This is a genomic window from Nostoc sp. JL23, assembly GCF_017115065.1.
In the GTDB taxonomy this organism is placed as follows: domain Bacteria; phylum Cyanobacteriota; class Cyanobacteriia; order Cyanobacteriales; family Nostocaceae; genus Nostoc; species Nostoc punctiforme_A.
This window is the reverse complement of record NZ_JABXKN010000123.1, coordinates 12169-31118: the sequence shown is the minus strand read 5'-3', so window position 1 is coordinate 31118 and position 18950 is coordinate 12169. Positions and strand designations below refer to the sequence as shown.

The 18950-nt window shown below is 42.8% G+C and carries 17 protein-coding genes and 1 pseudogene; 11 read left to right on the top strand and 7 right to left on the bottom strand.

Annotation, left to right across the window (positions count from 1 at the left end; translation table 11 throughout):
• Window positions 1–185 precede the first annotated feature (185 nt).
• The 3 genes from HWQ42_RS24710 (at window position 186) to HWQ42_RS24700 (ending at window position 2388) form a co-directional block, all read left to right on the top strand.
• Window positions 186–896, top strand: a complete 711-nt coding sequence (locus HWQ42_RS24710; protein ID WP_292816900.1) for a cadmium resistance transporter — start codon at window positions 186–188, stop codon at window positions 894–896.
• Window positions 897–976: 80 nt separating this feature from the next.
• Window positions 977–1639: a hypothetical protein gene (locus HWQ42_RS24705; RefSeq protein WP_292816899.1), complete on the top strand. Its 663-nt coding sequence runs from the start codon at window positions 977–979 to the stop codon at window positions 1637–1639.
• 320 nt (window positions 1640–1959) lie between these two features.
• Window positions 1960–2388, top strand: coding sequence for a DUF202 domain-containing protein (locus tag HWQ42_RS24700; RefSeq protein WP_292816898.1), 429 nt, complete (start codon window positions 1960–1962; stop codon window positions 2386–2388).
• An 8-nt stretch (window positions 2389–2396) separates the two neighbouring features.
• Here the strand turns inward: HWQ42_RS24700 and HWQ42_RS24695 are convergent, their stop codons facing one another.
• From HWQ42_RS24695 to HWQ42_RS24675, 5 genes are all read right to left on the bottom strand, one after another.
• Window positions 2397–3119 carry a class I SAM-dependent methyltransferase gene (locus tag HWQ42_RS24695; protein ID WP_292816897.1) on the bottom strand — a complete coding sequence of 241 codons (723 nt, stop codon included), beginning with the start codon at window positions 3117–3119 and terminating at the stop codon, window positions 2397–2399.
• 173 nt (window positions 3120–3292) lie between these two features.
• Window positions 3293–3979, bottom strand: a complete 687-nt coding sequence (locus HWQ42_RS24690; RefSeq protein ID WP_292816896.1) for a mobilization protein — start codon at window positions 3977–3979, stop codon at window positions 3293–3295.
• 276 nt (window positions 3980–4255) lie between these two features.
• On the bottom strand, window positions 4256–4972 hold the full coding sequence (locus HWQ42_RS24685) for a pirin family protein (RefSeq protein WP_292816895.1): 717 nt from the start codon (window positions 4970–4972) through the stop codon (window positions 4256–4258).
• A 643-nt stretch (window positions 4973–5615) separates the two neighbouring features.
• A complete protein-coding gene (gene dps / locus HWQ42_RS24680; RefSeq protein ID WP_292730449.1) occupies window positions 5616–6188 on the bottom strand; it encodes a DNA starvation/stationary phase protection protein Dps in 573 nt (190 codons plus the stop codon).
• Window positions 6189–6302: 114 nt separating this feature from the next.
• Window positions 6303–7352 carry an aldo/keto reductase gene (locus HWQ42_RS24675; protein WP_292816894.1) on the bottom strand — a complete coding sequence of 350 codons (1050 nt, stop codon included), beginning with the start codon at window positions 7350–7352 and terminating at the stop codon, window positions 6303–6305.
• Between the two features lie 434 nt (window positions 7353–7786).
• Between HWQ42_RS24675 and HWQ42_RS24670 the strand changes: the two are divergent.
• Window positions 7787–7939: pseudogene (locus HWQ42_RS24670) on the top strand (Uma2 family endonuclease); the annotation flags it as partial.
• Between the two features lie 125 nt (window positions 7940–8064).
• Window positions 8065–8469: a thiol-disulfide oxidoreductase DCC family protein gene (locus HWQ42_RS24665; RefSeq protein ID WP_292816893.1), complete on the top strand. Its 405-nt coding sequence runs from the start codon at window positions 8065–8067 to the stop codon at window positions 8467–8469.
• Between the two features lie 273 nt (window positions 8470–8742).
• Here the strand turns inward: HWQ42_RS24665 and HWQ42_RS24660 are convergent, their stop codons facing one another.
• Window positions 8743–8889: a hypothetical protein gene (locus HWQ42_RS24660; RefSeq protein ID WP_292730439.1), complete on the bottom strand. Its 147-nt coding sequence runs from the start codon at window positions 8887–8889 to the stop codon at window positions 8743–8745.
• A 47-nt stretch (window positions 8890–8936) separates the two neighbouring features.
• On the opposite strand from HWQ42_RS24660, the gene treZ reads away from it, so the two are divergent.
• The 5 genes from treZ to HWQ42_RS24635 all read left to right on the top strand — a co-directional run bounded on the left by treZ (window position 8937) and on the right by HWQ42_RS24635 (window position 16776).
• Window positions 8937–10787, top strand: a complete 1851-nt coding sequence (treZ, locus tag HWQ42_RS24655; RefSeq protein ID WP_292816892.1) for a malto-oligosyltrehalose trehalohydrolase — start codon at window positions 8937–8939, stop codon at window positions 10785–10787.
• Between the two features lie 557 nt (window positions 10788–11344).
• Window positions 11345–14143 (top strand): malto-oligosyltrehalose synthase, encoded by a 2799-nt coding sequence (treY, locus tag HWQ42_RS24650; protein ID WP_292816891.1) that lies wholly within the window; start codon window positions 11345–11347, stop codon window positions 14141–14143.
• Between the two features lie 145 nt (window positions 14144–14288).
• Entirely contained in the window at window positions 14289–15806 is a 1518-nt protein-coding gene (locus HWQ42_RS24645) for a trehalase family glycosidase (protein ID WP_292816890.1), read from the top strand.
• 56 nt (window positions 15807–15862) lie between these two features.
• On the top strand, window positions 15863–16033 hold the full coding sequence (locus tag HWQ42_RS24640; protein ID WP_292816889.1) for a hypothetical protein: 171 nt from the start codon (window positions 15863–15865) through the stop codon (window positions 16031–16033).
• Window positions 16034–16155: 122 nt separating this feature from the next.
• Complete coding sequence (locus tag HWQ42_RS24635; protein WP_292816888.1) at window positions 16156–16776, top strand: Uma2 family endonuclease; 621 nt, start codon at window positions 16156–16158, stop codon at window positions 16774–16776.
• Window positions 16777–16924: 148 nt separating this feature from the next.
• Here the strand turns inward: HWQ42_RS24635 and HWQ42_RS24630 are convergent, their stop codons facing one another.
• The gene (locus tag HWQ42_RS24630; RefSeq protein ID WP_167306193.1) at window positions 16925–17077 is read right to left on the bottom strand and encodes a hypothetical protein; all 153 of its coding nucleotides are present in this window, start codon (window positions 17075–17077) and stop codon (window positions 16925–16927) included.
• A gap of 454 nt (window positions 17078–17531) precedes the next feature.
• Between HWQ42_RS24630 and HWQ42_RS24625 the strand changes: the two genes are divergently transcribed.
• Window positions 17532–18947: a nicotinate phosphoribosyltransferase gene (locus HWQ42_RS24625; protein ID WP_292816887.1), complete on the top strand. Its 1416-nt coding sequence runs from the start codon at window positions 17532–17534 to the stop codon at window positions 18945–18947.
• Window positions 18948–18950: the final 3 nt, after the last annotated feature.

Sequence of the window (18950 nt, the reverse complement as noted above, 5' to 3'; positions counted from 1 at the left end):
TAAAAGCATTTGATTCTATCGGTTAGTTTGACTAAAGTATAAATCAAAGCTTCGGCAGGCACAAAATCAAAGGGCCAAGTAAAGAGCAGTGGAGCAGTTGCAGTAAGTTTTTTCCCTCTGCACCTCTGCCCAATGCCCAATGCCCCATACCCAATGCCCAAGCATGAACATAAGGACATCCACAAATGAACGATTTAGTAACTGCAATTACCACAGGGATTACCGCATTCACTGCCACCAACATCGATGATATTGTCATACTGACGTTACTTTTTTCACAAATAAGCAAAACGTTTCGCAGTCGTCACATCCTTGCTGGTCAGTATCTCGGTTTTGCAGCATTAATCGTTGCTAGCCTTCCCGGTTTCTTCGGTGGACTAATCATACCGCAGGACTGGATTAGACTACTTGGGTTAATGCCAATAATCATTGGGGTAAGCAGTTTACTAAAACGCGAAGAGGATTCACCAGAGGAAGCCGAAGAAGAAACCGAGCCGTCTTGTCCCTCTATAGTTAGAAGTTTTGTCTCTCCGCAAACTTGCAATGTTGCTGCGATCGCCTTTGCTAACGGCAGTGACAATATCAGCATCTATGTGCCCCTGTTTGCCAATTCAGAATTCGATAGTCTGCTGGTGATTATAAGTGTATTCTTTACCCTGGTTGGTGTATGGTGTTATACCGCTTATAAGTTAACCTACTTGCCTGCGATCGCCAACTTTTTAACTGAAAATGGCAGCACTTTTGTCCCTTGTATCTTGATTGGTTTGGGCGTGTTTATTGTCACGGAAAATGTTACTTGGACTCTTTTATCTGTAGTTTCTAGTTATATATTCTCATTGATTTTAGGTTTCAATACTCAGCCGTCGAGTGAAGAACAAGAAAAATTAAGTGTCTAATAAAGAAGTGCATCATCAATTTTCTGAGCAAAACGAATTCTAAACTGGAAAATATCTTACCCATCAACAGGAATCAAAACATGAAAATCTGGAAATCTCTGCTAATTGTCTTAATGATTGTCGCTAATCTAGCCTTTGCTCAACCTTCTTTTGCTGATAGACCAAAATTTAGCAAAAACCCTGATTACATCGAAGTCACTAAAGCACTTAAGCAACTCTCGCAGACTAAAGATACTCAAACTCAAGTTGAAGGTCTGACACCAGAAGAAATTAAAAAGAGAACCGAGGAATTAACACTGCAAAAATATGCTTTAGAGACGGGAATCAATTGGGGTCAGTGCAACAACCAAACAGGTAATACCATAGCGGTATACGGTAAAAGACCAAATGATGAAGAAGATGAAGATGCCGTATACGAGAATGGTCTATATTTTCTAGCTGATGGTCAGTCCACTAAAAATAACTGGGATTGTGATGGCATCTATCTACCGAATGATGTCCAGGTAGCAAATTTCACTTCTAGTCCTAATGGGCAAGGTGAAGAATTGACAGGAGCGGCGGCTCTGAAGATCCTTGATGGAACTCAATTGGTAATTAAGAGGAATCCAGATACTGCTGCGATTGAATTGAATGTCCCGACTGTAAAAGTTCTAAACAGCAAAGAGGCTAACTGGTTTATCCCAGATATATCGCAGGATCTCATAAATACACGAGTTCCTAATGCGCCTAGCAATCAGTCTTGAAATAGAACTGCATAGTCTATTTTTGAATGATTGTTCTGAATTTAAATAGGGTAACAGCCAAAATCAGAGAAAAACAGGACAAACACTGGTGAAACATCTCTCTGATCTTGGCTATTTTTTTTGAATTTATCTATCCTCAATTTTAGGCTTGTTTTATTTTGATATCTGCATTAAAATAAATTTTGGAAAAAATGTACAATCACAACAGGCATATTTCATTAGCGCAACTATTGTGCTGGGTGCAAGTCATCTGGAAAGAGATTTTCTACTACCTTCGCATTTTTTTGATAAGAGCCGCTTTGGGGATAAGGGTGTTATTGATGCAGTTAAAATTGAAACCTACAGAAGAAGAAAAAGATAAAAAAAAGCCAGGACGACTGAATCCGTCCAGAATCCGAGATCACTTAGCAAATGAGCGTACCTATCTCGCTTGGATGCGGACAGGGATCGCTCTTTTAGGTTTTGGTGTTGTTATTGTACGTTTGCGTGCCTTCCATGTACCTTTAGTACCCCGTCCTGGCAACGGCTGGAAGTTAGGTTTAGTCTTCTCGCTGGTGGGTTTAATCACGGTGTGGCTCTCAACAGTACATTATTTTGCTGTGCGTCGTGATATCGAAGAAGATACTTACGAACCAACAGACCGTTGGGTGTTGCTGTTCAGTCTCGCTGTGATGATTCTCGGAACTGGGGTAATCTATTTTGTTTTTACAACTTCTTTAGATCCATCAAGTCCACTTATCCCTGAGTAATAAGATTTTTAAAATCGCACCTTATACACCTCGAATAATTCCCCTGATTTATGCGTTGCGACTTTAGCACCAGCGGCCTTAATCGTTTTTTCCCACTTAGCCAAAGGCTCTAAAAACACCTCAGCCCCTAAATAAGTTTCCAGAACTGCCCAATCTTCTGCTAAAGGCTGTTCTGGATTGAGAACGTCAAACACAAAATGTCCACCTGGTTTTAATACCCGCTTGACTTCTGCTAGTACAGCATCCCAATATTCGAGGGGAAAATAGCAGCTAAATCCGGTGGCGATCGCTAAATCAAATTGCTCTGATGGATAGTTTAACTGATGAGCTGCTCCCAACTCAACCCCTTTGAACAGCTTAGAATTCAACTGTGGCCCACGAGAATTAAGGGTATCGCGTGCCACATTACTGATTTCTTGCCCATAAAATAACGCTTGCCAATCCCGCCAAGGATAGATTAAAAAGCTGATCCCACAGCCAATATCTATACAGTGCTGGTTTTTTTGAGGTTTAGCAATTTCCCAGAAAGGGGAAGCAATTCTCCCTGAGAAACTTCCAGAAATCCACTCGCGGAATATCGGCATCGCTTGTACTTCTTCTGGGAGTTCAAAGGTTTCACGTTGATATTCTCGGTTAAAGCGATAAGCTATTTGGGCTAATCTTTCGTCCCAGTTGGTTGATTTGGGTGAACTAAAGAGATTTTGAAACTGAGAATCGGACTTTTTAGACATTTAGGTTTTTGCTACTCTTTCTAAGAATTGTAGTCAAATTCGCAAAGCGATCGCCTACGGCGGCTGGGTACGCCATCGCACCCCCATCCAATCTCCTGCTAAAGTTTGTCCTAAGTCATGGGTACTAATGACCAATGACCAATGACCAATGACCAATGACTCATGACTAATGACTACTCAACTTTTTCATACCAGATACCTACTTTCTCAAAAGCACCATAAGCAAGCTTCAGAAAATTCACTATTCTCTGTTTTCCAATTATCCCAAATTCTTTATATTCTCTAGCCTCTGCAAAAGTCAGGCGATTTTGGTCAATTATGTTTCTTTCTCTGTATGCTAACTTCGGAAAATCTATAACTTTTATCTGATATTTATTTACTATGTTCTGATAGTTGGAGTCTGACTCTAGATGCTCCCAATCATCACACAGCCCTAAATTCCTCACCAGAATATGAGGGATTTTGTCACCGTAGGTATTCACTGACTGAGCAAACAGGTTGATGCTGTCGTATCCTCCTGTAGATACAAACCATTTGCAAAACATCACTCCCTGCGAACTTCCTAGTTCAAGTAATTGATTAGATTCAATCCACCCTTGTACTGCTCTATGCGATTGTGCGGCTAAATTCACAATTACTGGCTTCTCTATCGCCCACTCAAATATTCTATCTGCCTTATTTGCCTGTCGTTCATTCTCACTAAACACAGCATATTTACATATCTCCTTATATACCCCTGCTACATCTGGATTCGATCTATCTGTCTCCACTGGTACAAATGGAATTCTCTTATCCAAACAGTACTGAATCATTGTCCTGGCAAAGAGAGATTTTCCTACCCCGCCTTTTTCACCATCCACAAAATGAATCGTCGGCATTACAGCCACCTCTAATAGTTATTAAAGTCTGATATATCTTTCCCAAACTAAGAACTTTTTGGCCATTGCCCCCAAGTATTTTGGTGGTTTTATGAGAAAGTATAGCCGTGATTTGGATATATTCCAACAGTCTCATTTTACACAGGCAAAGTCCGTCTGCGCGGACTAAGACAAAACAAGGGGCTTAAGCCCCTTGTTATAACCTGCAGAAGCAGGTTTTGTTTAGACGTGGTTTCTAACCCTCTTTTGGCTGCGATATTAGCCTAAATCGAAAAGCAAGATTTCGCCGCCGATGTTGGTGCTAATTTCTAGCTGTTCTTCGCCGTTGATTTGTACACCATCACCGGCTCTGAGTTCTTCACCATTTAAGTTAACTATGCCTTGGGCTATTTGTAACCAGGCATAACGACCGGGTTTGACTTGATAATTAACAACATCACCTGACTCTAAAACAGATGTGTATAAATCAACATCTTGGTAAATTGTCACAGCACCATCGCGCCCATCTTTAGCAGCGATTAAGCGAAGTTTGCCGCGCTTTTCTTCTAGAGGAAAAGCCTTTTGTTCATATCTTGGTGCTAACCCTTCTCGATCGGGAAGAATCCAGATTTGTAGTAAGTGTAGTGGTTCTGTTGGTGAGGGATTAAATTCACTGTGGCTGATTCCAGTTCCAGCGCTCATAATCTGGGCATCACCAGGGCGAATCACTGAGCCAGTACCCAAGCTGTCTTTATGCTCTACAGCACCTTCTAAGACGTATGTGAGGATTTCCATGTCACGATGGCTGTGGGTAGGGAATCCAGCACCAGGGGCAATGCGATCGTCGTTAATTACCCGCAGAGAGCGAAATCCCATGCGGTTGGGATCGTAAAAACTACCGAAGGAAAATGTGTGATAACTATCGAGCCAGCCCATTTTCGCGTGACCACGGGCATTGCGATCGTGAATTAAGTGGGTAATTGTATTTTGAGACATAAATTTACCTCGTTGTTAATTGTTTTTAGAAGAATTTAGAATTCAAAGTTTAGACTTCTGATTGATTAGACCTAATTTGTAACTATTTAAATAGTAAAGTATATACACATAAAATGAAAAGTACGCACTTAAAAGTGGCGTACTTACCAAAAAGATACTGTGAAATTTGACAGATATTTTTAATTGAAGAAAATACAATCTTGGAAAACTAAATTACTACAATTTAAATTTTTGCACAACAAGATTAGCTGCTAGGGCGTGTTATATACTTCTCAAAAATCCGATCGAGGTAACGTGAATTCCACGACTTATATAATGTCTGTCTAATTCGCTGAATAAATGCCCTCACCCTAAATCCCTCTCCCTGTGGGAGAGGGACTTTGAATTTAGCTCCCCTTCTCCCAATATGGGGAGAATGGGTTGAGGATGAGGGCGAATTTTGCATTTGTGCAAGAGGTCTAATAACCTCTGCCTAGTTTTACCACATAAAAATGCCCCTCTCCGAGTCGGAGAGAGACACTTTTGAACTTTAGTTATAGGTAGAGAATTTTGTAGAACTCACATTAAGATACCGTTATCATAGGGTTCGTTAAACTTTAGTCTAATGCACCCTATTAGTAAATTAAGTGTCTCTCAAAAGTGCTTACTTTACACCAGCAGGTATCTTTTGAGTTTTAGTAGTAGCCGCTTTGCCATTCTCTGCCTTAATTTCTGCTACTTGCAGATGAGCTTCTAAGAACCAGAGTCGTTTGTCAATGGTGCGGGAAATTTCGGTGTAAAGGTCAGCAGTATCGAGGTCGCCTAATTCATCAGTTTTATCGATCGCGTCTCGGAGATGTTTAGCATAAAATGCGTAACGATCTGACAAGGCTGTTACATGGTCTTTACCATCCAAAATATCTAAGGGATATTCTGGCAAAATTGAATTACTAGCTGCGGCGCGGGCTGTTCCAAAAGCGTATCCGCCTAAAGCTGTAACGCGTTCAGCTACCATATCGATGTATCCTTCCAATTCCCCAGCAAGTTCATCAAATAATAGGTGTAGCTGGTAGAAGTCAGTTCCTTTTACATTCCAGTGCGCTTGCTTTGCTTGGGTTTTTAGATCCGAAGTAGCTGCCAAGGTTTGGTTGAGAAGTACCACGATTTGTACTCGCGCTTCGGCGGGAATATCAATGCGGGTAGGGTACAGACGTGATGTAATGGTGTTGTCGCTCATAGTTCTACGTTAATGCCTTCTGCATCTAACTTTACAGATTTTGGTTGCCTGTGCGAAACTCTCTGACGACAGATTATATTAATGGCTGAATGTGTTACTGTATATGACTATTAGTCAGATACGATGGTTATCTATGGTATTGAATGTACCACCGAAAAGGCGATCGCGAATTACGTCATTGTGCAAAAAGTCATGGGGAAAACCCAGTTCAATTTGACTCACTTCATCTAATCGTTGCAGATGTTCTGGCGAGAGGCTGACTTCTATTGAAGCTAAGTTATCTTGAAACTGCGTTAACTTACGTGCCCCAATAATTGGAATAATCACACCACTTTGAGCGCGTAACCAAGCTAATGCTACCTGTGAAGGTGTATGGCCAATTTCTGACGCAACTTGACTAACAACTTGAGCGATCGCTAAATTCTTCTCAGAAATCCCTCCGCCCAAAGTTTCGAGTCGCCCTTGTTCACCGCCTCCTTGAGAAGGCTGATTATACTTGCCTGTCAAGACACCACCACCTAAAGGCGACCACGGTGTTACTGCTAAATCGAAGGCTTTAGCCAACGGTAGCAAATCCCGCTCTGGCGTTCGCTGAATTAAACTATACTCAATTTGCAGGGCGACAAACTGCGTCCATCCTTGATAATGGGCGATGGTATTAGCTTGGGAAACGATCCAAGCGGGTGTGTCAGAAATGCCGATGTAAAGTACTTTACCTTGACGCACTACATCATCAAGCGATCGCAAGACTTCTTTAATCGGTGTTGTGAAATCCCAAGCGTGCAACCAGAATAAATCAATGTAATCGGTATTCAGCCGTTTCAGGCTACCTTCCAAAGATTGAATTAAATTCTTGCGATGGTTTCCACTGGCGTTAGGGTCGCCCTTTTTATCATTCATCCGCAAGGGAAAGGAATATTTTGTCGCAACTACAAAGCGTTCTCGTTCTTTAGCAATCAACTCGCCGACAATTTTTTCACTGCTACCATCGGTATAACCATTGGCGGTGTCAATGAAATTTCCCCCTGCTTCTGCATAGCTATCAAAAATTTTACGACTTTCGTCAACAGATGCACCCCAACCCCAATCTTCACCAAAGGTCATGGTTCCCAAGGAGAGTTCAGAGACTCTTAACCCGCTTTTGCCCAAGAGTTTATATCTCATGAATATTTTCTCATTAATGAAAAAACTAAGCAAATACCATTCCAAAGGCATGATAACTGGAAACTGGGAGCGATGTTTGACTTAATGCATCGACCTGCAATGCCAATGCATCGACCTGCAATGTTAATACATCGACCTGCAATGTTAATACATCGACCTGCAATGTTAATGCATCAACCTGCTATGTTAATGCATCGACCTGCTATGTTAATGCATCGACCTGTTATGTTAATACATCGACCTATTATGTTAATGCATCGACCTGTTATAGCAATCCTATTTGAGTTGTGAAAAATATAGATTAGGAAACGAATCGCCAAGGACGCCTTCTCTGCGAGAGGCTCTGCCAACGCGCAGCGTCTCGAAGAGAAGGATACAAAGGAAAGAAAGAAGAAAGAGAGATATAATTTTCACGAATGATTTAGGACTGCTATAAGTTTATCGGCAATCCCAAACAACCAACCTTTACCGTTTGTCAATTAGTTAACGGTGTGTACCAGCAACAACAATATCGCTTAGGAGATACTATTTCTTCTGATGTCTTGCCAAATTTACAACTTAAGCTAGACGACATTATGCATATTTGAACTGGGGATTGGGGGCTGGGGATGATTCGGTGAGGTAAGAGCGATCGCTACAGTTTTCTAAGCTAGAATACCAAAGCTGTGTTTAGACACATCTAACTTATCATTGCCAAAGAGCCATTATTTTTATGAATTACTACGTAATCTACGACGGGAATTGTAATCTCTGCGTTAGCCTGGTGCAATTGCTAGAAACCTTAGACCAAGGAAAGTTATTTCGCTATAGTCCCATGCAAGATGAGCAGACACTTTTACAGTGGGGAATTTCAGCCCAAGATTGCGAACAGGGAGTGATTTTAATTGATGGTAATGAACCTCAGAGACGCTGGCAAGGCAGTAATGCAGCAGAAGAAATTGGGCGGTTATTGCCAGCAGGAAGTATATTTGTAGACGCTTATCGAGCATTACCGGGGATGAAATGGGCAGGCGATCGCTTTTACGAACAAATCCGCGATAACCGCTATGCACTCTTTGGTGAACGTTCTAATACATATCAATCATCGTACTGTGTTGATGGTAGCTGCAAGCCGTAGGTAGTAAAGGTGAAGGTATTCCCAGTCTGAGGCAGGAAGCAGAGGGCAGGGGGAGCAGGGAGCAGGGGGCAGGGGGATGAAGGGAAACCCCATAAATAAATGTATTGGCTCTGAGACAAATACGCATTATTTATCGTCGCACTTTTCGCTCAAAATAAATATTTTTTCCTTGAGCATAAATACATTTATTAGCTCATAACCCTAGAGTGCGGGGGAATTCCAGCATCTTTCTCCCCCTGCCCCCTGCCCCCTGCTCCCCTGCCTCTTTGGTCATTAGACAGAATTTTTTCTGGTAAAAAATCCGCCTCCAGATGCTAGCAAAAAGTCTGCTAGACCAACCATTATGCTATCTGGCGTGTTTGTAAACATTGTGCAATCAATGACATTTGCGATCGCCACCGGAAAGGGCGGGTACGCCATCGCGCCGCAATTTGGCACAACAAACTGAACTGACGGGAGGATACTGCGTGAAAATTGGTGCTCAATACTTGGGTAACGGAGAGTGTGAATTTACAGTTTGGTCTCCGCTATTAGATAGCGTCACGGTAAAAATTTTGACGCCAGAACAGCAGTTAATTCCCCTCAAGCCTCAATCTGAGGGATACTGGCACACGAAAGTCAACGATGTATATCCGGGTACGCTTTATCGGTATGTCTTGAATGGCCAAGACAACTTTGCCGATCCGGCATCGCAGTATCAACCGGAAGGGGTGCATGGGCCGTCGCAAATTGTCGATCAACATTTTGAGTGGACTGATGAAGGGTGGACTGGGATTCCTGTAGAGTCGATGATTTTCTATGAAGTTCACGTTGGCACATTCACCCCAGAAGGAAGTTTCACCGCCATCATTCCCCGTTTACCAGAACTGAGGGAACTGGGAATTAACGCCATTGAAATCATGCCCATCTCCCAGTTTCCGGGAGACACTCATGTTGAAGCAACTCTTGCATATCGCAACTGGGGCTATGATGGCGTTTATCCTTATGCTGTCCAAAATTCCTACGGTAGTCCAGCCGAACTCAAGCAACTGGTAAATGCTTGCCATCAAAATAATATCGCCGTTGTGCTGGATGTGGTGTATAACCACTTTGGGCCAGAAGGCAACTATATGAGTCAGTTCGCGCCCTATTTTACTAAAACCTATAAAACGCCGTGGGGCGAAGCACTGAATTTCGACGATGCCCATAGTCAGGGTGTGCGAAATTATTTTATCGAAAATGCGCTTTACTGGTTGGGTGAATTCCACATTGATGCATTGCGCCTGGATGCCATTCAAGCAATTTACGACTTGGGGGCGAAGCATTTTTTATGGGAATTGGCGGAAGCAGTTCATCATTTTTCACAACAAGGGCAAAAATGGAAACGCCATTTAATTGCTGAAAGTGACTTGAATAATCCGAAAATAATTCGTCCGGCAGAATTGGGTGGATATGGTCTTGATGCTCAGTGGAGTGATGATTTTCACCATTCATTGCATACACTGTTGACAGGCGATCGCCAAGGATATTATCAAGATTTTGGGCAGTTGGCTGATTTAGCAAAAGCTTATAGTGATACTTTTGTCTACGATTGGAAGTACTCGCCCGATCGCAAACGGTTTCATGGCGTATCTTGCCGCGATCGCCCTTTATCACAGTTTACAGTCTGCATTCAGAATCACGATCAAATCGGCAATCAAATGAAAGGAGAACGCCTCACCCAGCGGATCTCTTTTGAAGGATTAAAGTTAGCTGCTGGCGCTATGCTGCTATCGCCCAACTTACCTCTGTTATTTATGGGAGAAGAATACGGCGAAACTGCACCCTTCATTTACTTTGTCAGTCACTCCGATCCCGATTTAATTCAAGCAGTTCGAGCCGGACGCAAACAAGAATTTGAAGCATTCCACTATGCAGACGATCCCCCAGATCCCGAATCGGCAGAAACTTTCCTCAAGTCTAAACTTAATTGGGAATTACGCAATGAAGGTAAGCACAAAGTTCTGTGGGATTGGTATCGTCAGTTAATTAATTTACGCAAGACGCATCCAGCACTTCTCAACCAAGACCGCAATTTCATCGAAGCGACTAGCGATGAAGATAAGAAGTTGGTCATCGTGCGCCGTTGGTGCGAATCAAGTGAACTAATATTTGTGATGAATTTCAATTCGTCTCCAGTGACAGTGACTCTGCCGTTTAAGCATAATGCTAATAATAAGTTGTTGGACTCTGCTGATACCTCATGGTCTGGGCATGGTTCTGAAGCTGCTGAACATTTGTCTGTGGGTCAAGAAGTGAAATTGCAACCTACTAGTTTAGTACTCTATGAAAAAGGATGAGGCGAAGAGTTAGAACTTAAAGGTTCAAGTAAAAAGGCTTAATGTTTGAGCAATAAGGCTTAAGGTTCGAGCATAAAGGCTTAATGTTTGAGCAATAAGGCTTAATGTTCAAGCAATAAGGCTTAAGGTTCAAGCATAAAGGCTTAATGTTTGAGCAATAAGGCTTAATGTTCAAGCAAGAAGGCTTAAGGTTCAAGCATAAAGGCTTAATGTTTGAGCAAGAAGGCTTAAGGTTCAAGCATAAAGGCTTAATGTTTGAGCAATAAGGCTTAAGGTTCAAGCATAAAGGCTTAATGTTTGAGCTAAGAGGTTGTTTGAAAAGTGGTTGGCTGTGATTTTAGGTACTTATTGATCCCCCCTAACCCCCCTTAATAAGGGGGGAACCGGAATCAACGGAATCAAAGTCCCCCTTTTTAAGGGGGATTTAGGGGGATCTAGAACTTTTCACTACCGAGAAGAGGAATTTTCAAACATCCTATAAAAGGCTCAACGTTCAAGCTCAAAACCTCAAACTCCCCCATTTCCCTCATTCCCCTTACTCTCGACTTTAAAAAACTATGCGAATTCCCACCGCCACTTATCGAATTCAGTTTACACCTCAGTTTGGCTTTGACAACGCCAAAGCGATCGCAGCCTATCTAGCAGATTTGGGTATTTCTGATTTATACGCCTCCCCCATTTTCAAAGCACGATCCGGGAGTACACACGGCTACGATATAGTAGATGCCACTCAACTTAACCCAGAACTGGGAACTAATGAATCCTTTGATGCATTAGTTGATGAAATCCAATCCCTTGGTATGGGCTGGTTACAAGATATTGTGCCCAACCACATGGCTTATAGCAGCGAAAACGATTACTTGATGGACGTATTGGAACACGGCCCAGATTCCAGCTATACCGACTACTTTGACCTTTCTTGGAATGCTCCCTTTGGCGATCGCCAAGAGCGAATTCTTGCGCCACTACTGGGAGATTTCTATGGTGCATCCCTGGAAAACGGACATATTCAACTGCAATACGAAGAAAACGGTTTAACCGTCAACTATTACAGCTTGAAATTGCCGTTGCGCTTAGAATCTTACACAAAATTTATCACCTATAATTTAGGGAAACTCACGCGTACACTGGGACGCAATCATCCCGATTTTATTAAACTATTGGGGATTCTCTACATTCTCAAAAGTGTGCCCTCAGAAGTTGCAGGAAAACAGCGACAAGACCAAATCGCATTTATTAAAGGATTACTTTGGGAACTCTATAATACAAACGATGCTATCCGCGAGTTAATTGACGAAAATATCGAAACTTTTAACGGAGAACCCGGTAATTCAGAAAGCTTTAACCTCCTAGATGAATTACTGAACGACCAGTTTTACCGCCTCGCCTTCTGGAAAGTTGGCGCAGAGGAAATGAATTACCGTCGTTTCTTTACTGTCAATGAACTGATTTCCGTTAAAGTTGAAGAACTGCGGGTTTTTAATAATACCCATAGCTTAATTCAAAAGCTGGTTGAGGAAGGCAAATTTACAGGTTTACGCATCGATCATATTGATGGACTTTATAACCCAATCCAATATCTCGAAAGGCTGCGGGAAAAGACAGGAGATGTTTATATCACCGTCGAGAAGATTTTAGAACTCACCGAAGAACTGCCAGAAAACTGGGAAATAGAAGGTACGTCTGGATATGACTTTTTAAATTATGTAAATGGGGTATTTTGTCAAACAGAAAATGAATTATCCTTTGATAAAATTTACCAAAACTTTATCAGTTCCAGAGTAGATTATGCATCGGTAGTAAAAGATAAAAAGCACCTGATTTTGGAAAAGAATTTAGCAGGTGATATTGACAATCTGGCTCTTTTGTTAAAGAACGTTTCCAGCAAATATCGCTATGGCAATGATTTTACACTGAATGGATTAAAAAGAGCGATCGCCGAAGTTTTGACACTGTTCCCAATTTACCGCACCTACATTACCCCCGATGGAATTGGAGATAGCGATCGCGCTACCATTCAAGAAGTAATTCGCCAAGCCAAAGAACAAGCGCCCCTATTGCAAAACGAACTGACCTTTATTGAAAAGTTAATGCTGTTAGAGTTTGATAATTCTCTGACTCAAACAGAACGCGAACAGTGGATATATTTTGTCTTACGGATGCAGCAATACAGCGGCCCGCTAATGGCAAAAGGCGTAGAAGACACCACATTATATGTTTACAATCGGTTGCTGTCGCTGAATGAAGTCGGGGGAAATCCTGGTCATTTTGGCATCAACTTAGCCAAATTTCATGCATTTAACAAACAGCATCAAGAAACCTGGCCTCACACAATGAACACCACAGCTACCCACGACACCAAACGCGGCGAAGATGTGCGGGCCAGATTGAATGTCCTCTCAGAAATCCCCGATGAATGGGATCAGCAGGTAAATACCTGGAGTGCGATTAATCGGGGACATCGTAGCGATCGCCACGGCTTCGCTATACCCGATCGCAACGATGAGTATTTTCTCTATCAAACCCTAGTAGGGGCGTTTCCTTTTGCCGAACAAGACCATGCATCCTTCGTGGAACGAGTAAAGGACTATATAATAAAGGCAATACGAGAAGCGAAGGTGCATACAGCCTGGTTACGACCTGATAGCGAGTATGAGGAAGCTTGTACCTCCTTTATTGAGAAAGTACTAAATCCTGCTATCTCCGGCGAATTTCTAGAAGCCTTTCGTCCCTTTCAAGCGCGAATTGCAGAGTATGGTATCTTCAATTCCCTTTCCCAAACTCTACTGAAGATTACCGCACCCGGCGTACCCGACTTATACCAGGGAACGGAACTTTGGGAACTGAGTCTAGTCGATCCAGATAATCGCCGTCCCGTGGATTTTGAACAGCGACGTACTTACTTAAGCGCCATCCGCGAACAGGTAAAAACAGACATTCTCGGATTAATTCAGGAGTTACTAAACGACAAAACAGACGGCAGAATCAAACTGTTTTTAACGGCTCAATTACTCCAAGCCAGAACAAACTATGTCTCATTATTCCAGGATGGCGACTATGTACCGTTAGAAGTTCAAGGAACCTACGCCAATCACATTATCGCCTTTGCACGGCGCGAGGGGAATCAAACAGCGATCGCGATCGCACCTCGCTTTTTAACCAGCCTCATCCAGCCAGGAGAAAACCCCAACGGCTTGTCAGTATGGCAAGATACACGCCTGCTACTACCCCCTGGAACTCCCCTCACCTGGAAAAACGTCATCACTCAAGAACCCTTACAGGCAACAGAAACATTATCTATCGGATCTGCCCTCGCTCATTTTCCAGTCGCCCTATTAGTTAGTAGCGCTGAGTAAAAAGATAAATCTATCTCACGCAGAGAAATGCCGTCAAATCTCTGCGTATCTCTGCGATTCCCTTCTCTACGAGACGCTTTGCGAATGTGTTCCTCTGCCTTAAAAAAAATTCTTCCAACCTCCTCACACCCCGTCAAATTGAATTATGATCACTCCCCCAGCACTTACCACCACCCGGATTGACAGCGTGCGGGCCCATATCAAAAAAACCTGGAAAACCTTAACGCGATCGCACGAACACTTATTACAATCTGCCAAAGATACCAAACTAGACCACAAACCAGGCACTCCCTGGATCGTCTACATTTCCCCCTTAGAAGATTGTCCCAACATTCAGACAGTGTTAGAGCGATCGCTATCTTCCAAAGATATGCAACAGCTAGAAATTCGCACTTTGCCCGCAGAAGTCGAAGCGATTAAACAGCATGGGTTACTATACCTACCAGGCCCTTACGTCGTACCAGGTGGTCGATTTAACGAAATGTATGGCTGGGACAGCTACTTTATATTACTAGGACTTTTGCACGATGAAGAATGGGAGCTAGCGCAAAGCCAGGTTGACCAATTATTGTACCAAGTGCAACATTACGGCACGATCCTCAACGCCAACCGGACTTATATGCTGTCGCGATCGCAACCTCCCGTCCTCAGCATGATGGTTTTGGCACTATTCCAGCACACCCAGGATGAAGAGTGGTTGAGATCAACCGTACCACTGCTAGAGCAATTTTATTATTACTGGGTAGTACCGCCCCATTTGAATCCCGGAACCGGCTTATCCAGATTTTATGCCTTTGGCGAAGGCCCCGCGCCAGAAGTTGTGTTCTCCGAGCGAGATGAGGAGGGAAAAAGCCACTATGATCGCGTCAAGGAATATTACCAAACCTTTGAGATTGACGATTACGACGTTAATCTTTACTACGATCGGGAAGATGACAAACTGACCCATCTATTTTACAAGGCCGATCGCACCATGCGCGAGTCCGGTTTTGATATCACCAACCGATTTGGCCCCTTCAGTGCTGATATCCTCCACTATGCTCCTGTGTGCCTCAACAGTTTGCTATATCAGGTAGAACAAGACTTAGCGCAAATTAACGCTATTTTGGGGAACGAACAACTAGAAAAACAATGGCGCGATCGCGGTGCATATCGGCGCGATCGGATCGATCAATTTCTCTGGAATGAAGAACGAGGACTCTATTGCGACTATCACTTCCAGAGTGGAAAACGCCGTTGCTACGAATTTGCTACCACATTCTATCCCCTGTGGCTAGGAATTTCTTCTCAAGCCCAAGCGCAGCGCGTCGTGGAAAATCTCTCTTTGTTTGAAGCCCCAGGCGGAATTCTTACCAGTACTCATATCACCGGAAACCAATGGGATGCTCCCTTCGGTTGGGCACCATTGACGTTCATTGCTATCCAGGGACTTCACCGTTATGGGTTTCATACAGAAGGCGATCGCATTGCCAACAAATTTCTGGCTATGGTAATTAAAGAATTCGAGCGTCACAATACCCTAGTTGAGAAATATGATGTTGAACGCTGTTCTGCCAACGTTTCCGATGAAATCTCCTTTGGATATAGTTCTAACGAAGTTGGCTTCGGCTGGACAAATGGAGTCATTCTGGAACTCTTAGCAGGCGGTGGGAAAAAAGTTTAAATAAAAAGGCGTGAGTTTTTCCTCATGCCTTTATTTTATTTATTACACTTGACTCTATGAGCATCTCGCCCAGTCGACTTAAAGAACTCCAAAATATCCCTGATACAGCGATTGATACTTCAGATATTCCTGAATTAGATCGGCAATTGTGGGATACAGCCAAAAGGGTAAAAGCTGTTAGCCAAGAAGCCACATTAATTAAACTAGATCGAGATATTTTGGATTAGGTTTAAAAGCAAAGGAAAAGGCTACGAAACTCTAATTAACTCTGCTCTGCGCTCTTATATTGAGCATAATTCATCGCTATAACGCCTTACCTTACTGGCTCGTACCTTGAGGAATAATCACAATGGTTCAATCAGCCCCAAAAATTCTAAATGTTGATGAATTTATTAGCCAGTACGGTGAGTGCGATCGCTATGAACTAATTGATGGTGAATTAATTGAGATGGAACCAACCGGGCCACACGAGCAAGTATCTGCATTGATTGGGCGAAAACTGAATGTAGAAATTGATCGTCAGGATCTAAGCTATTTTATTCCCCATCGCTGTCTAATCAAACTCTTAGGAACAGAAACAGCTTTTCGCCCCGATGTAATTGTGTTAGACCAAACTCAATTGATTAATGAACCGTTGTGGAAACAAGAGCCTGTAATTACATCTGGAAACTCAATAAAACTGATTGCTGAAATTGTTAGCACAAACTGGCAGAATGATTACGCCCGGAAAGCTGAAGACTATGCCCTGTTAGGAGTTCTTGAATATTGGATTGTTGATTATTTAGGTCTTGGTGGCAGAGAATATATTGGGAAACCCAAACAGCCAACGGTGACAATTTGTAACCTAATAGAGGATGAGTATCAAAAACAATTATTTCAAAACAACGATCGACTTATCTCCTCAATCTTTCCTAACTTGCAATTAACGGCACAACAAATATTTTCGACTGGACAATCTGTTGCCAAGTAGTTTATATAAATCGCAACGCAATTATAGCAATTCTATTTGATTGCCCCTCCACCGAGAAAATCAGATCCCCAACTTCTTGAAGAAGTCGGGGATCTTTTCGTTCATAAATGTTTTTCACATGCCGTATCAGCACCTACTATATCAGCACCTAATTATTATCATCTTTACGCTTATCGTAAGGTTCACCTGTAAAAGGTTGTACACCTGTAGCAGGATAAGCGTCATCATTAGGCCCAAAAATCCGCATTGCAGCTTCAGAAATATACTTGGTTATGTTCGCAATGATGTTGGAAATAGCCATAATATTGGACTCCTTATTTTTGAGTCGCTTTAATTGTGCTAGCTATACTGTAATACTGATATTCAAGCCTTGCTCTTATTCTCAATATATTGAGACTATATGCAATGTTTATTCAGATAACTTTGCAATACTTTAGCTTGTCAAAAAGTCAAACTCTTCTCTTCGATTCTAATTGTAACATAGTTGTTTCTTTCAACCCATTTGGGAAAATAGCGAAGCAAAACAAACTTTCTCTGACAGGATATTATTTTCCTTGATTAGCCACCCGCTCTAATTAACATTATTGCGCGCCATCACTATTAAAAAATATTAAGTATTTGATGAAGTTAGTATTAAGCTAGCGATAAATCTACTGCTCTACAGCAATCTCAGGCAATATACTTGCAGGGAGTTGACATTATTTATGGTAAATATTACCATAAATAAAAGAAGCATCTTGTAAGGAAGCTCTTGCATGACAACTTTGCCAGATTTGGACTATGTATATAAACAGCAAAGCCAGCAGAACCAGGAACTAAACCTTTCTGCCGATGACTACAGCTTGCTGACCGACCTTTACCAGTTAACAATGGCAGCTTGTTACACAGGCGAAGGTATAGAACAACGACGGGCAAGCTTTGAATTGTCTGTCAGACGATTGCCAGAGGGTTTTGGTTATTTGATTGCAATGGGGCTGACGCAGGCATTAGAATATTTAGCCAAAATCCGCTTTAGTTCCGCGCAAATTGCGGCATTACAGGCAACGGGAATTTTCGCTCACGCAAGCGATCGCTTTTGGTCACTTTTAGCTGAGGGAAAGTTTACGGGTGATGTTTGGGCAGTACCGGAAGGGACGGCTGTGTTTGCCAATCAACCACTGTTGCGGGTGGAAGCACCCCTTTGGCAAGCGCAACTAGTGGAAACTTACCTTTTAAATACGATTAATTACCAGACTTTGATTGCCACAAAAGCAGCCCGGTTGCGGGATGTAGCGGGGGAATCAGCAACACTTTTAGAATTTGGGACAAGACGGGCATTTAGCCCCCAAGGGTCTTTGTGGGCGGCGCGGGCGGCGTTGGCGGGTGGGTTAGATTCCACTTCCAATGTGTTAGCAGCACTACAACTGGGAGAAAAGCCAAGTGGTACGATGGCACACGCCTTAGTGATGGCATTGTCAGCAATAGAAGGCACTGAAGAACAAGCTTTTAGTGCATTTCATCGATATTTTCCGGGTGCGCCATTGCTGATTGATACTTACGATACCATTGCTGCTGCCCAGCGCTTGGCGGAAAAAGTAAATTCCGGGGAAATGCAATTAACAGGAGTGAGATTAGACTCAGGAGATTTAGTTACCTTATCAAAGCAGGTGCGATCGCTCCTTCCCGGTGTGCCAATTTTTGCCAGTGGCGACTTGGATGAGTGGGAAATTGCCAGATTAAAAGCTGCTGGGGCCGAAATTGATGGTTACGGGCTGGGAACGCGACTAGTTACAGGTTCGCCTGTCAACGGAGTTTATAAACTTGTAGACATTGATGGCATCCCAGTGATGAAGCAGTCAAGTGGTAAAGTTACTTATCCAGGACGGAAGCAGATTTTTCGCTCGTTTACGGGAGGTAAGGTAAAAGCAGACAGGTTGGGACTTTTAGGTGAAAGTTCTGTGGAAGAAGAACCTTTGTTGCAGTTGGTAGTGCAAGAAGGTAAACGGGTGCAGGCGTTGGAGTCGTTGGCAACAATTCGTCAGCGTACCGCCGCCTCAGTTGCGAGTTTGCCACAGGAAACACGGCGTTTGCACGATCCTGTCTCGATGCAGGTGGAAATTTCTGAGGGGTTACGGGTGTTGACTGAAGAAACTAAGAAACGAACCGCCAAGGACGCAAAGGACGCAAAGTAAGAT